9 protein-coding genes and 1 tRNA gene are annotated in these 15,412 nt (G+C 45.1%); 8 read left to right on the top strand and 2 right to left on the bottom strand.

Going from position 1 to position 15,412, the window contains the following annotated elements; translation table 11 throughout:
• Positions 1-167: 167 nt before the first annotated feature.
• The 5 genes from HXT56_RS02155 (at position 168) to HXT56_RS02135 (ending at position 6,290) form a co-directional block, all read left to right on the top strand.
• On the top strand, positions 168-752 hold the full coding sequence (locus HXT56_RS02155; protein ID WP_116711628.1) for a YraN family protein: 585 nt from the start codon (positions 168-170) through the stop codon (positions 750-752).
• Positions 752-2,398: a YifB family Mg chelatase-like AAA ATPase gene (locus HXT56_RS02150; protein WP_421778325.1), complete on the top strand. Its 1,647-nt coding sequence runs from the start codon at positions 752-754 to the stop codon at positions 2,396-2,398. Before HXT56_RS02155 ends, HXT56_RS02150 begins: the two co-directional genes overlap by 1 nt.
• A complete protein-coding gene (dprA, locus tag HXT56_RS02145; RefSeq protein WP_421778324.1) occupies positions 2,395-4,041 on the top strand; it encodes a DNA-processing protein DprA in 1,647 nt (548 codons plus the stop codon). Before HXT56_RS02150 ends, dprA begins: the two co-directional genes overlap by 4 nt.
• A gap of 38 nt (positions 4,042-4,079) precedes the next feature.
• Positions 4,080-6,095, top strand: a complete 2,016-nt coding sequence (locus tag HXT56_RS02140; RefSeq protein ID WP_421778323.1) for an FAD-binding protein — start codon at positions 4,080-4,082, stop codon at positions 6,093-6,095.
• Between the two features lie 108 nt (positions 6,096-6,203).
• Positions 6,204-6,290: transfer RNA gene (locus HXT56_RS02135), tRNA-Leu, on the top strand.
• Between the two features lie 174 nt (positions 6,291-6,464).
• Here the strand turns inward: HXT56_RS02135 and HXT56_RS02130 are convergent.
• Positions 6,465-7,193, bottom strand: a complete 729-nt coding sequence (locus tag HXT56_RS02130) for a GntR family transcriptional regulator (RefSeq protein ID WP_116711624.1) — start codon at positions 7,191-7,193, stop codon at positions 6,465-6,467.
• Positions 7,194-7,454: 261 nt separating this feature from the next.
• Positions 7,455-9,017 carry a glutamine-hydrolyzing GMP synthase gene (gene guaA / locus HXT56_RS02125; protein WP_421778322.1) on the bottom strand — a complete coding sequence of 521 codons (1,563 nt, stop codon included), beginning with the start codon at positions 9,015-9,017 and terminating at the stop codon, positions 7,455-7,457.
• 422 nt (positions 9,018-9,439) lie between these two features.
• On the opposite strand from guaA, the gene HXT56_RS02120 reads away from it, so the two are divergent.
• From HXT56_RS02120 to HXT56_RS02110, 3 genes are all read left to right on the top strand, one after another.
• Complete coding sequence (locus HXT56_RS02120) at positions 9,440-11,917, top strand: phosphoketolase (protein ID WP_116711622.1); 2,478 nt, start codon at positions 9,440-9,442, stop codon at positions 11,915-11,917.
• 288 nt (positions 11,918-12,205) lie between these two features.
• Positions 12,206-13,912 (top strand): phosphate acetyltransferase, encoded by a 1,707-nt coding sequence (gene pta, locus HXT56_RS02115; protein ID WP_421778321.1) that lies wholly within the window; start codon positions 12,206-12,208, stop codon positions 13,910-13,912.
• Between the two features lie 171 nt (positions 13,913-14,083).
• Complete coding sequence (locus HXT56_RS02110) at positions 14,084-15,313, top strand: acetate/propionate family kinase (protein WP_165846008.1); 1,230 nt, start codon at positions 14,084-14,086, stop codon at positions 15,311-15,313.
• Positions 15,314-15,412 lie beyond the last annotated feature (99 nt).

The raw sequence follows: 15,412 nt of genomic DNA, 5'->3' as shown, positions 1-15,412 counted from the left end.
ATCAAAATTAGCTATAACGAATTCACAACTTAAACAAAATAAGGAAAATCATCTACTAGAAAACGAAAAATATAAGAAATTTCCCAAGACAACACGCCGTAGCAAGCTTTTAACCACAATGCACTAAAAAACTAGATTCCACCCAGTAGGGCGAAGAAAATAGCAACATGACTACACAAAAACGCATTATTGACAGTGAGATTATCGCACTAGACGATATTGAGGACGTTACAGACGTTACAGACGTTACAGATATTGAGGACGTTGCGACCGTTCAAGAACTCTTACGAGAAAAACTTGAACAAGTTGCCCAAGAGTTGCAAGACAGCGCATACGACAGCAAAAGCTTGGGCAAACTTGGAGAAAACTACGCGACACTACGACTTATGCAACAAGGTTGGCATGTTCTTGATACGAACTGGCATGCTCACCACGGTGAGCTGGATATCGTTATGCTTACCCCCGAACAAACAGTGGTGTTTGTGGAAGTAAAAACGCGACGTACCACACAATATGGCACTCCTCTCGAAGCAATAACTCGCCAAAAGCGAAGTAAACTGCGCGAAACGGGAATGCAATGGATTAAAGAATTTGGCAAAAACATACCGCACTATCGTATTCGTTTTGACGCCGTATCAATTCTTATTATTAACAAACACACGTACCCTGATTCAGCATACGAACTACAAGCTCGAGAAGAAATCGAAAACAACCAACCAATTCAATTTATTCATATCCCAGGAGCATTTTAATGAACATCGGAAACGCAGTATCAATAGGCTTAATCGGCTTAAAAGCATTCACCATCAAATTACAAGCTTTTATCTCGGGAAGCATGCCCAACTTTTCTATTATTGGACTTCCTGACACCGCCTTAAGTGAGGCACGAGAACGCGTAAAATCAGCACATCTCGCTCTTCACTGCAAATGGCCGGAAGGACGAGTAACTGTTAATCTCTCCCCTGCTTCCATGCCTAAAAGCGGAGCATCATACGACTTAGCAATTGCTGCAAGTATCTTAAGCGCAGAACATTATATTCCACTTTCCGAGCTGGAAAATACCGTTATTTTAGGAGAACTGAATCTTGACGGCACAGTACTGCCAATTCAAGGTATGCTTCCCATTGCACTTTACGCCAAAAAACAACATGTCAAGCGAATGATTATTCCTCAAGAAAATCTTGCCGAAGCACAATTGGTAGATGGCATTGAATCAATTGGAATACACCATATTCTTGACTTAATAACGCAATTGCACGGAAAATTACAAGAAGAATCGCTGAAACTTATCGAAGCAGACCCAGCATATCAACATATGCAAATTCGAGAACGATCCGAAGATTCGGCGCAAGATGGAGAATTTTCAGCAGAACTATCCGATCAAATATCTTCACCACTTCAAATCGACTCAGCTCACGAAATTGGTGACATGTCTGAAGTTATCGGACAAGAACACACCAAATGGGCATTACAAGTAGCCGCAGCTGGCGGACATCACGTAATGATGATAGGGCCACCCGGCTCCGGTAAAACCATGCTCGCCTCACGAATACCAAGCATTATGTGCCCTCTTAACGAACAAGAACAGCTTGAAGTTGCCTCAATTCGTTCACTCTGCGGCACACTCCCATACTACGGAATTAGCGACATACCGCCATTTGAAGCACCTCACCATACTGCTTCAGCAGCCTCTCTTATTGGCGGCGGCACAGGAATCGCAAAACCTGGTATTATTACGCGCGCACACTGCGGAGTATTGTTCATGGACGAAGCGCCAGAATTTTCACCTCGCGTACTGCAAACCTTACGAGAACCGTTGGAATCAGGCCATATTGCTATTGCCCGATCACAAGGAACAACACTATACCCAGCTAAATTTCAACTGGTAATTGCTGCAAACCCTTGCCCTTGCGGATATGCTTACGGAAATGGCGAGCGCTGCACTTGCAAAGAGCGAGAGCGCGCACGATACTTTTCTCGACTTTCCGGACCTATTTTGGATCGCATTGATATCCAAATGGACGTTCCTCCTGTAGAAAGAATTATTATGCCAGAGCAACGCCAGCAACATACTCACGCGCCAAACGCAAGCTCTGATACCCCTCTTACCAGTGAAATGATGCGAAATAACGTAATGACGGCACGAAATGTTGCAAGAGAACGTTTTGCAAAACAAGGTTGGGATTGCAATGCTCAAGCTTCCGGCACCTGGCTAAGAAAATACACTTCGCAGCAAGCCGTCGCTTTAATTAATCGTTCTCTCGAAAGGCATCAATTGAGTTTGCGCGGAGCAGATAGAGCGCTACGACTCGCATGGACTTTAGCGGATCTTTCAGGACACACTTCACCAGATATAACCGATATGGCACAAGCAATTAGTTTAAGGACACGAATATGAGCAATCAGCAAACACCTAACGGGAAGAAAATTAACACCGTAGATAACGACATCGTTATAGATGAAGAGACGTTAGCTCGCGCAATACTCACCTTCTGTCTTGAAGGTGCGGACGCTATTATGTATACGCTTTTACTCGGTTCCTCATGCGCAAAAACCATAGTTACCTTGTTACACAAGATCACAACAAGTTTTCTTACTAAACAATTGGTAAACGAAGCTCAACAAATGCAACTTCCTTTTGCAAGTCAAGAATTAAATGAAGACAAGAATGAAACTTCTGAAAGCACATCGTCCAGCAGATGCAGTAAAAACCAGAAATTAGTAACCGATATGTTGCGTTGCGTACGCGAACATGGCGCGCTTACTACACTAGATGACTATTTCAAAAAGGGGCTAAAACTGTGGGGTTATCGTAATAATAACGCTCCACAATCACTTGACGCATTTCATACAACACTTGCAAAATGGTGTATTCGACTGACGTATCTACCCACTTGGGAGGAAGCTGATTTACTCGACTGGTTTACTTCATCAGGTAAACAATGGATTATCGCACCACACAGCAAGTATTGGCCTAAGCAATTACAAGATTTGGCTTTCCATAGCCATTTCTCGCCTCCACTATGCTTATGGGGCATTGGCGACCCTCACGCTCTTACGCAGTGTCGCAATCCTCTCGCCATTGTAGGATCACGCTCCTGCACAGATTACGGAAAAGAACTCGCTTATCAGTTTGCATACGACTGCGCTTCAAAAGGGCACACCGTTATTTCTGGCGGAGCATACGGTATCGACGCTGCAGCACATTGGGGTGCAGTTGACGCACAAGAAGAAGCATTAGAAAACCAAGCTATTGGAAAAACTATTGCAGTATTCGCAGGCGGTTTGAACCATATAGGTCCACAAAGCAATATGCAACTTTTTGAACATATTATTGCAAATTCTGGAGCCTGTATTAGCGAACTCTGCCCGGACACCACTCCTGTAGGTCATCGTTTCCTACTCAGAAATCGAATCATAGCAGCTTTAGCTTCAAAGGTTATCGTTGCACAAGCGCGACTGCAATCCGGAGCATTAAATACAGCAACTTGGGCCAGCGAACTCAACCGTGAACTTTATGCAATACCGGGAAATATTACTCATCCTCATAATGCTGGCTGCAATAAACTTATTCACGACGAACAAGCAATTATGGTGTGCTCTAGTCAAGATATTGATACACTCTTTCCGCAATCTCACCATTACATTGCTAACGTAACTGCTCCGCGCCACGACGCAACCGGCACGAATGTAGCAAACGGCACGAACGACGCGAACAGCACGAACAAAACCAGTACCAGGAGTACTAGTGGCGACGATACTAATCCAGCAACTGGTACCGTTTTACAAACGCAAGATTCCATACACAACTATACGGAAATTCAGAAGCAAATTATTGAAGCAATCTCAATATGTAGACGCAAACATGAACACGCAAATATCGATACCATTTACGAAATCATCAAAAGTAAACAACAATCCTCTAATACCGCCACGCCATCAGTTGCAGAAATATCGGGCGCTATAACATTACTTGAGTTGGAAGGAGCTCTTAAGCAGAATCGAGAAAACTTAGTGCTTATACAACAAAAAGTAGCGTAATATGCGACACAAGACGATGGTTATGAGAAAATAAGACTATGCAATCAGATGACAACCAATCTACAGTTCGCAAAGCGACAGAATACTCCCTAACTAACTCACCGTTATGTTCGCACAATACCGCAGCTTCACCAGCTTCAGATGAGCATTACGATGCGATTATTGTTGGCGCAGGAGCAGCAGGACTTTCGGCGGCACTTGGATTGGTGAAATCCCCAGCATACGACGCTATTAGAAAGCAAGGAAAGTCACCTTCAATTGTAGTAATTTCTAAACTTCCTTCACTTCGTTCACACACCGGTTCAGCAGAAGGCGGAATTGCAGCGAGCTTAGGTAATGTTGAACATGATACCTGGCAGTGGCATTATTACGATACCGTTCACGGCGGCGACTGGTTGAGTGATCAGGATGCGGCGAAATTACTTTCTCAGAAGGCGCCACAGACCATCATTCAACTGGAACATTACGGAGTAGCTTTTTCTCGCACACAAGACGGGCATATTAATCAACGTCGCTTTGGTGGACATACTGCTAACTTTGGCGCTCAACCCGTGCCACGCGCCGCATTTGCCGCCGATCGTATAGGCCACCAAATTTTGTACAGCCTTTGGCAGCAATGCGTTGCTGAAAATATTACTTTTGAAGAAGATTGTTATGTAACTGACATAGCCATAAGTAGTGATAAGAAAAAAGTTGAGGGAATACTTGCTTTTGATCTTGCACAAGGACGTTTGCGCACACTGCACTCAAACTTGGTGCTTGTTGCTACCGGCGGCGCTGGAAGACTTTTCGCCACCACTTCTAATTCATGGGATTTAACTGGCGACGGCATGGCATTGGCGTTACAAGCGGGATTGCAGATTGAAGATTGCGAGTTTATTCAATTCCATCCTACTGGGCTTGCGCACACAGGAATACTACTGTCGGAAGCTTCGAGGGCGGAAGGAGGTGTGCTTCGCAATGCTCAAGGTGAAGCATTTATGAAGCGTTATGATGCCGTTCATGCGGATTTGGCGCCACGCGACGTAGTTGCGCGCGCCATTGCCCACGAAATACATGAAGGCCGCGGAGTATATGATTCAACTGACATTCACAGAGAGTACGCGCGAAAAGACTGTGTTTGGCTCGATATGACGAATATTGATAAAACTCATATGGCTGAAGCACTACCGCAGGTCAGTGAAACCATTGAACAGTACGCGCATCTCGATCCCGCACACGATTTAGTGCCTATTCGTCCTACAGCCCACTACACCATGGGAGGAATACCTATTACACTTTGCGGCGAAGTGTACACTTGGAGCGATGGCAAACAACATATTGTTCAAGGCTTGTTTGCTGCCGGAGAATGCTCATGCGTTGGAGTACACGGAGCTAATCGTTTAGGCGGAAATTCCCTACTCGACGCATGCCTTTTTGGCAGTCGCGCAGGAGCAGCAATGGCTGAAACGCTCGCCAAAAATAGTAATGGCCTCAATAACGACCCGCAAAACACTACGATGCACAGTCTTTACGAGCAACGCAATTTTGAATTGAACCATTTTATGCAAGAAGCAAAGGAAACGCAGGAAATACAGAAAACTCAAGAGACTCAAGAAACTCAAGAAATAAACGAAACACATCTTATCGGAGATAATCCTTACGAATTGTTTACCGCTTTAGGCACCATTATGGAACGTTCCGCCGCAATAGCTTGTGACGCAACATCACTAAACGAAGCATTACACGAAATTCAAACCTCCCTAATTCCACGTATTAACGCGCTTCGCCTTCATAGTAATACGCTAGTTTTTAATCAAGAACTTATTGCAATATGGGAAATACAGCATCTAGTTACGCTTGCTCAAAGCGTTTTGCGCGCTTCACTCGCACGCCACGAATCCCGCGGATCCTTCTTAAGAAGAGACTATCCAGAGCATGACACTAACGCGCTACCACAACATTCATTTATTAATTCTGAAGGAACTGTAACCAATAAATCCGTTACTATCATTGATTTCAAACCTGACAGCAACGGAACTTTTCAAGTTAATAAAAGCTTGTTACAAGACTAAAAAGTAGTGTTTTATTGCACTTTCAATAAAAAATTCATAAAATTTTCAACACGCCGAAGCATGAAACAGAAAAAGATGTTATAGTCATATCTGTTGCTTAAAACACCCGTCCGGGTGGCGGAATGGTAGACGCGCTAGCTTGAGGTGCTAGTGCCTATTTGTACAGGCGTGCGGGTTCAACTCCCGCTCCGGACACAGATTGAGTCTTGCTGAGAAATCGGCAAGACTTTTTTGTTATCTAACGATACGCGCAATAAAAGGGCTATAGGTCAAAGGGGTTATAGGCCAATAAAATTGCGCTCGCTATAAGAATGCGAGCGCACACTATTGCAACTAATTATTTGCTTACTACTAACTGTTTGCTTAATACTAACTGTTTGAATGTAGATGGAAGCAAATCTCGCCAGAATTTGGAGTATACACAGCAGCACCAAAAGCAATAATCGTGCCGAATCTATCTTTAACAGTAGACTTTGCGGCAATTGCTGGAGTTTCTTGTTCAAGATGGAGAACCTCCGCCATCCTGCCACAGACACGTTCAATATGTACAGATACTTCGCTTTCTACCAACTGCACTGCATACGCTTGATACAAGAAATCAGCCAAGGATTTTTCAGAAAAATCCTGAGTCAATACTTTAGGAAAACGCGAAGCCGACAAATACAACACACTGTAACGAGACAACACGTCGTCAATATATCGCAAACGCTTTAAACAAATGAGCTCCTCGGTTGGTTTTAATCCCAAGTTCAAAGCAGCGTCTTCATCTTGAACAACATCATTTTCTAGCACTTCAACACGTATCAATGCATCAGGATCGCAACTCTGCTCATAAAATCCTTGCGCACGGTCAGAAATTATCTCTTGATGTCTACTGTTGATAACTGCAGGTGCTCTGAATGTTCCTCTACCCTGCTCCCTTATCAACAAACCTTCAGTAATAAGATTATCGACAGCATGCCTTAGCGTAATGCGACTTACATTGTATTGGCGGCATAACTCAATCTCCGGAGGCAATTGTTCATTTGCCACCATTGTATCAATACGCGCACGCAAATTATCTCGTACAGCAATATATTTTGGTACGCCATCAACCATAAAAATAACTCCTGAAATTTCCTAGCCCACACGCATCCCAGTTGCATACAACATACTGCCACGTCAAGCTCTCACATCCACTCGTCTCATCGTATCAGCCATTGTAAGCAATGCACAATTCGACATGCTGAAAACAAATAACATTACCGCATACTTTATGAGCGGCAGTATTATCGCATTACGCAACAATGCTACCGCTCACAAAACATAGCGACGTGATGAAATCACGCGGTTCAAACAATGTGTTTGAAATGACTAATTTTATTCCCATTCAATAGTGGCAGGTGGCTTAGAAGTCACGTCAAGCACTACTCGATTAATCTGACGGCATTCATTTGTAATACGAGTGGAAATTTTCGCCAATACATCGTAAGGCACGCGCGACCAGTCGGCAGTCATTGCATCCTCGGAGCTTACCGGACGGAGTACGATTGGAGAACCGTATGTGCGCTCATCCCCTTGCACACCAACAGAATGAACATCTGCAAGTAACACAACTGGGCACTGCCAAATATCTCGATCCAAGCCGGCAGCAGAAAGCTCTTCACGAGCAATAGCATCAGCTTCACGAAGTACTGCCAGACGCTCACGCGTAATTTCACCAACAATACGAATACCCAAACCAGGACCAGGGAACGGCTGACGCCACACAATAGCATCAGGCAAACCAAGCTCGGTACCAATAGCGCGAACTTCATCCTTAAACAACGTACGCAACGGCTCAATAAGCTTAAACTTTAAGTCTTTTGGCAAACCACCAACGTTATGATGAGACTTAATATTGGCAGCACCGTCACCACCGCCAGATTCCACGACATCTGGATACAGGGTTCCTTGCACGAGGAATTTCACTTCTGCTCCGGTTTTACCAGCCTCCTCAATAACTTGACGCTGAGCCTTTTCAAAAGTGCGAATAAACTTTTCACCAATAATCTTGCGCTTACGCTCCGGCTCACTTACACCTTTAAGCGCATCCAAAAAGTCATCTTCTGCATCAACTGCAATAAGCTTAATACCAGTGGCTTCAACGAAATCATGCTTAACCTGCTCAACTTCACCTTTACGAAGCAAACCGTGGTCGACAAAAACGCAAGTAAGCTGATCACCAATTGCTTTATGCACCAAAGCTGCTGCAACAGCAGAATCCACGCCGCCAGAAAGACCACAAATAACTTGTGCGTCACCAACTTCTTCACGAATTTTAGCAACTTGATCTTCAATAATATTGGAAGGATTCCAATTGTTATCTAGTCCTGCACACTTATGTAGGAATGTAGATATAAGCTCCTGGCCAAGAGGCGTGTGCTTTACTTCAGGATGCCATTGCACGCCGTAAAGCTTTCGATTCGCGTCTTGCATTGCAGCAACGGGTGCACCTTCAGTGTGAGCTAACACGGTGAAACCTTCTGGAGCACGTTTAACAGCTACGCCATGGCTCATCCAAGTGGTCTGCTCAACCGGAGAATTTGTAAGTAAACCTTCAGAATCGTCGATAGTTGCGGAAGTTTTGCCGTATTCGCCAAGTGCAGCTTTATCTACATCTCCACCAAGCTCGTGAGCCATAACCTGGAAGCCGTAGCAAATACCGAGTACTGGCACTCCTGCATTAAAAATCTTCGGATCAATATCTGGCGCGCCTGGTTCATACACGGAAGCAGGGCCGCCGGAAAGAATAATGGCCTGAGGATCTTTAGCAAGCATCTCATCTACTGGCATAGAATGAGGAACAAGTTCTGAATATACATTTGCTTCTCGCACGCGACGAGCAATAAGCTGAGCATATTGAGCGCCAAAATCAACGACAAGCACTGGTCCTTTTGCCATGATTCTCCTTCTAATATTGGTACACAGTATATATGTGTAACTGACGTAACTTCTACCATTGTGTCGTGCACAATCAGCAAATAATCGAAGCTTAAATACAGTATTATAGTAGGGTTGCTTTGAGACGAGGGACTATATTATGTGTCATCGTATAGTGCCTATTAAACTAAAAAACGGATATATTATGAATAAATAAACATGAAAATGCACACTTTCGCTACAAATGTGCCATTTTTTTACAACATAAGAACACATTTTTTCAACAAAAACGCACGTAGAAGTAACCAAACGAACAAAAGTCAAACGATGCAACTATACTGAAACGGATGGAAAAAGAGCTGTAATACATTTGTTTTCCAGACTCTATAACCAAATGGTAATGATCAAATTGCACTGAAAAGTGCTTGAGTACAGGAGTACACATGACGAGTCCTGTTATTGGCACACCTTGGAAGAAGCTCAACGCTCCAGTTTCCGAGGCTGCTATCGAAGGCGTAGATAAGTACTGGCGTGTTGCCAACTATCTTTCAATCGGCCAAATTTATCTTCGTAGCAACCCTCTAATGAAGGAGCCGTTTACTCGCGAAGACGTTAAGCATCGTCTAGTGGGTCACTGGGGTACCACTCCAGGCCTTAACTTCCTTATTGGCCACATTAACCGTTTCATTGCTGAGCATCAGCAGAACACTGTGATTATCATGGGTCCAGGCCACGGCGGCCCAGCTGGTACTGCTCAGTCCTACCTCGACGGTACTTACACCGAGTACTATCCAAAGATCACCAAGGACGAAGCTGGTTTGCAGAAGTTCTTCCGCCAGTTCTCTTACCCAGGTGGTATTCCTTCTCACTTCGCTCCTGAGACCCCAGGTTCCATCCACGAAGGTGGCGAGCTTGGTTACGCTCTCTCCCACGCTTACGGCGCTGTCATGAACAACCCAAGCTTGTTCGTTCCAGCAATCGTCGGCGACGGCGAAGCAGAAACCGGTCCTTTGGCTACTGGTTGGCAGTCCAACAAGCTTGTCAACCCACGTACCGATGGTATCGTTCTTCCAATCTTGCACTTGAACGGTTACAAGATTGCTAACCCAACTATTCTTTCCCGTATTTCCGACGAAGAGCTTCACGAGTTCTTCCACGGTATGGGCTACGAACCATACGAGTTCGTTGCTGGCTTCGACGATGAGGATCACATGTCCATTCACCGTCGCTTCGCCGACATGTTCGAGACCATCTTCGACGAGATTTGCGATATCAAGGCTGAAGCTCAGACCAACGACGTAACCCGTCCATTCTACCCAATGATCATCTTCCGCACCCCTAAGGGTTGGACTTGCCCTAAGTTCATCGACGGCAAGAAGACTGAAGGCTCTTGGCGTGCACACCAGGTGCCACTGGCATCTGCTCGTGATACCGAAGCTCACTTCGAAGTCTTGAAGAACTGGATGAAGTCCTACAAGCCTGAAGAGCTCTTCAATGAAGATGGCAGCATTAAGGAAGACGTTCTTTCCTTCATGCCAAAGGGCGAACTCCGTATTGGCCAGAATCCAAACGCCAACGGTGGTCGTATTCGCGAAGACCTTAAGCTTCCAAAGCTCGAAGATTACGAAGTTAAGGAAGTTAAGGAATTCGGTCACGGCTGGGGTCAGCTCGAAGCTACCCGTCGCCTTGGTGTTTACACCCGCGACGTAATCAAGAACAACCCAGATTCCTTCCGTATCTTCGGACCAGATGAGACCGCTTCCAACCGTTTGCAGGCTGCTTATGAAGTAACCAACAAGCAGTGGGACGCAGGCTACCTCTCCGAATTAGTCGATGAGCACATGGCAGTTACCGGTCAGGTAACCGAGCAGCTCTCCGAGCACCAGATGGAAGGCTTCCTCGAGGCTTACTTGCTCACCGGTCGTCACGGCATTTGGAGCTCTTACGAGTCCTTCGTACACGTTATCGACTCCATGTTGAACCAGCACGCAAAGTGGCTCGAAGCTACAGTTCGTGAGATTCCATGGCGTAAGCCAATCTCCTCCATGAACTTGTTGGTATCCTCTCACGTATGGCGTCAGGATCACAACGGATTCTCCCATCAGGATCCAGGTGTAACTTCTGTTCTTTTGAACAAGACCTTCAACAACGATCACGTTATCGGCATTTACTTCCCAGTAGATTCCAACATGTTGCTCGCTGTTGGTGAGAAGGTTTACAAGTCCACCAACATGATCAACGCAATCTTCGCTGGTAAGCAGCCAGCTGCTACTTGGCTGACCCTCGACGAAGCTCGCGAAGAGCTCGAGAAGGGTGCTGCTGAGTGGAAGTGGGCATCTAACGCTAAGACCAATGACGAAGTTCAGGTTGTTCTCGCTGGTATCGGCGATGTTCCACAGCAGGAATTGATGGCCGCTGCCGACAAGTTGAACAAGCTTGGCGTTAAGTTCAAGGTCGTTAACATTGTTGACTTGCTCAAGTTGCAGTCCGCTAAGGAAAACAACGAGGCTTTGACTGACGAAGAGTTCACTGAGCTCTTCACCGCTGACAAGCCAGTCCTTCTCGCTTACCACTCCTATGCACATGACGTTCGCGGCTTGATCTTCGATCGTCCAAACCACGACAACTTCAACGTCCATGGCTACAAGGAGCAGGGCTCCACCACCACGCCATACGACATGGTTCGCGTTAACGACATGGATCGTTACGAGCTTACCGCTGAAGCATTGCGCATGGTTGACGCCGCTAAGTATGCCGACGAAATCAAGAAGCTCGAAGACTTCCGTCTCGAAGCCTTCCAGTATGCAGTCGACAATGGTCTCGATCACCCAGACTACACCGATTGGGTGTGGCCAGGCGTTAAGACCGACAAGCCAGGCGCTGTCACCGCTACCGCTGCAACCGCAGGCGATAACGAGTAGTTTTAAGCTATTAAAGCTAAAACTGGTTAGATAAAACATTCGGGAGTCAATCGAAAGGTTGGCTCCCGTTTTTATATATAACAAGTAGCAAGCAATAAAGCTTGTTTGGATTAGTTCCCAAACTATACGTGACGAAATTCATATCTCGCAATTCATATTTCGTGCGTGTATAACGTGAAAAAGCCGTACAATAGAACAAGTTTGTTCATATTGTAAAGCCTACAAATGTTCGCAAATGCTATATGAAAGCTCATAATGCAACACGAAACGTATCAAAGGAGAAACATCGTGTCACACCTCAACGTAACGATTATTGGCAACGAAGATATGCTTGGACGCAATGCCGTCGCGCTTGGTGTCACCAAAGCATTAGTTAACCATTATCACACTACTATTTTTCGACCATCTGCACAGCTCAACGACGATTTTACTAACAATCTTCTTCGCATTACAAACACACCAACCACAGTAGAACAAGTCATATCAAAAACCCCTGAAACAATTTTATCTCATAAAGAAACAGTTCGCGGAGATATTGTTGCAAGGTATCATGAAGTATTAGCTACCACTGACGCTCAAGCCTCAGTTATTATTGCAAGCGACGCAACACCAATTTACGACCCTGACTTATTTACTTTTGACGCAACCGTTGCAGCAGACCTGGCCTCACCTGTATTCCTTACGGTTTCTGCTAAAAATAGGGATGCTCAGCAAATTCTACAAACTATTGACGCAGCTAATGCTTGTATTCTGAAATCCTGCACACAAGTTTTAGGAGTATTCGTTACCGGTTGCAGCGAAGGTTTAGGCTCAGAATTAATGCGCGACTACACTGCCAGGAATTATGCAAATTCTAGCGAAGATGCAACGCGAGTAAGCCAAATTCCATTATGGGTGCTTCCACAATTAGAAAATGAAACAACTGAATGCGCATTACAAACATTTGCTAGATTCGTAAACGAAAATGACGTTATCAATGCACTCCGTCAACCGTATAATGCCCCTATTACCCCGTATGCATTCCAATATAGTTTGCTCGGCAAAGCAAAAGCAAGCAAAAAAACTATCGTGCTTCCAGAAGGCGAAGAAGATCGTATTTTGAAAGCAGCAGACTATCTGCTTGAACGAGACATTGTAAATATTATTATTATTGGAGAACGTGACACTATTCTTGCACGCGCAGAAGAACTAAATCTCAATTCTCTTCACAAAGCGAGCTTCCAGTCCATGCACGACAAAGCAATGCTTAGTCACATGGTTACCAAACTGTGCGAGCAACGAGCTAAAAAAGGCATGACAGAAAAGCAAGCACGCGAGCAACTTGCTGACGCCAGCTATTTTGGCACAATGCTTGTTGTACTAGGTCAAGCTGACGGATTAGTATCTGGTTCTGTTAATTCAACTGCGAATACAGTTCGTCCGGCTCTTCAAGTTATTAAAACAAAGCCAGAATCCAAGCTTGTTTCCGGCGCCTTCCTTATGTGTTTCAAGGACCACGTGGCAGTATTCGCAGATTGCGCAATTAATCTAAATCCAAGCGCAGAACAGCTTGCTGACATTGCTATTCAATCCGCAAACACGGCCGCATCCTTCGGCATTGAACCTAAGGTGGGTATGCTTTCCTACTCCACACTAGGATCCGGCAAAGGACCAGATGTTGACACCGTAGAGGAAGCTACACAAATAGTGAAAGAAAAAGCTCCCGATTTGGCAGTTGTCGGTTCTATTCAGTTTGATGCAGCTTGGTCACCTACCGTAGCTGCAACTAAAGCAAAAGATAATCCTGTTGCGGGTCACGTAAATGTGTTCGTGTTCCCTGATTTATGCGCCGGAAACATTGCATACAAGGCTGTACAACGTTCCAGCGGAGCATTAGCAGTTGGACCTATTTTGCAAGGATTAAATAAGCCTGTTAACGATTTATCTCGAGGCGCATTAGTGCAAGATATTATAAATACCGTTGCTTTAACTGCTATTGAAGCACAATCGGAATGAGGACGTTCAGCTAAATTTAAGAAAATAATTACAAAGTAATACCTTAAACACGACCTATACTGAGTAAGTTCCTACAATGCGTAAAATAACTCTCCGTATTGTAGGAACTTAAAGGTAAACTAGAGCGTGGCAATTTACAAGCCTTATCAATACTTTATGGAGGATGCCCACATGGCAAAAACCGTTCTTGTTATCAATTCTGGTTCCAGTTCGATTAAGTATCAGCTCGTTGACTTGGAAAGCGGCGAAGGTCTCGCTTCCGGCATCGTTGAAAAGATTGGTGAACCAGTTGACGGCCACTACAAGCACGTATTCAATGGCGAAAAGCATGAGTTCGATGAGCCAGTTCACGACCACGAGCAAGGCTTAAAGCGCGTACTTGGATTCTTCGAAGAATATGGTCCAAAGCTTTCTGAATCCGGCATTGTTGCTGTAGGCCACCGCGTTGTTCAGGGTGGATTAACATTCCCTAAGCCTGCATTAGTCAACGAGAAGACGATTAATAAGGTTAAGGATTTGGCAGTTTTGGCTCCACTCCACAACGGCCCAGAAGCTGTTGGCGCTGAAGTCATGACTGAGCTTTTGCCAGATGTTCCACAAATTATGGTATTCGATTCTTCGTTCTTCCATGCTTTGCCACAGGTTGCAGCAACTTACGCTTTGAATAAGGAAATTGCAGACCGTTACCACATTCGTCGTTACGGCGCTCACGGTACTTCTCACGAGTACATTGGTTCCGTAGTGCCACAGGTTGTTGGCAAGCCAGCAGAAGGTCTGAAGCAGATTGTTTTGCACATTGGAAACGGCGCTTCCGCTTCTGCTCAGATTTCTGGCAAGCCAGTTGAAACCTCTATGGGCTTAACTCCACTCGAGGGTTTGATGATGGGCGGTCGTACTGGCGATATCGATCCGGCAGTAGTGTTCCACCTTATTCGTAACGCTCACATGAACGTGGACGAGCTTGACACTCTCTTCAACAAGCGTTCCGGCATGATGGGTATGACCGGCCACGGCGATTTGCGCGACATTCATAAGCTTATTGCTGAAGGTGACGAGAACGCTGAACTTGCTCTCGGCGTATACGTACATCGCATTGTTGGTTACATCGGCAACTACACCGCTCAAATGGGTGGCGTTGACGTTATTACCTTCACCGCTGGTGTTGGCGAAAACGACGAAATTGTGCGCGCTCGCGTATGCGAAAAGCTTGAGCCATTCGGTGTTAAGCTCGATAAGGAAAAGAACCTTGTTCGTTCTAAGGAGCCACGCGTTATTTCCACTCCAGATAGCTCTGTGATTATTGCTGTGATTCCAACGAACGAAGAGTTGGCAATTGCACGCAAGGCTGCAGCTATTGCTGAAGCTGGCGAGGACAGCTACGGCAACAAGTTTGAGCGCTAAACAGTTGCGCTTAACAGTTTCGCTAAACAGAGCGAAATAATAAATAAAAATAAATGTGAATAGATATAAATAATCCCGAGTCGAATAAGGCTCGGGATT

This window comes from Gardnerella nova, from assembly GCF_049244055.1.
GTDB classification, from domain to species: Bacteria; Actinomycetota; Actinomycetes; order Actinomycetales; family Bifidobacteriaceae; genus Bifidobacterium; species Bifidobacterium vaginale_H.
Note: the sequence above shows the minus strand (reverse complement) of the source record. Positions and strands in the feature narration are given on the sequence as shown.

Coding starts and splice junctions, on each gene's coding strand:
- HXT56_RS02120 (WP_116711622.1), top strand. CDS start 9,440: ATGACGAGTCCTGTTATTGGCACACCTTGGAAGAAGCTCAACGCTCCA.
- guaA (WP_421778322.1), bottom strand. CDS start 9,017: ATGGCAAAAGGACCAGTGCTTGTCGTTGATTTTGGCGCTCAATATGCT.
- HXT56_RS02130 (WP_116711624.1), bottom strand. CDS start 7,193: ATGGTTGATGGCGTACCAAAATATATTGCTGTACGAGATAATTTGCGT.
- HXT56_RS02110 (WP_165846008.1), top strand. CDS start 14,084: ATGGCAAAAACCGTTCTTGTTATCAATTCTGGTTCCAGTTCGATTAAG.
- HXT56_RS02155 (WP_116711628.1), top strand. CDS start 168: ATGACTACACAAAAACGCATTATTGACAGTGAGATTATCGCACTAGAC.
- HXT56_RS02140 (WP_421778323.1), top strand. CDS start 4,080: ATGCAATCAGATGACAACCAATCTACAGTTCGCAAAGCGACAGAATAC.
- dprA (WP_421778324.1), top strand. CDS start 2,395: ATGAGCAATCAGCAAACACCTAACGGGAAGAAAATTAACACCGTAGAT.
- HXT56_RS02150 (WP_421778325.1), top strand. CDS start 752: ATGAACATCGGAAACGCAGTATCAATAGGCTTAATCGGCTTAAAAGCA.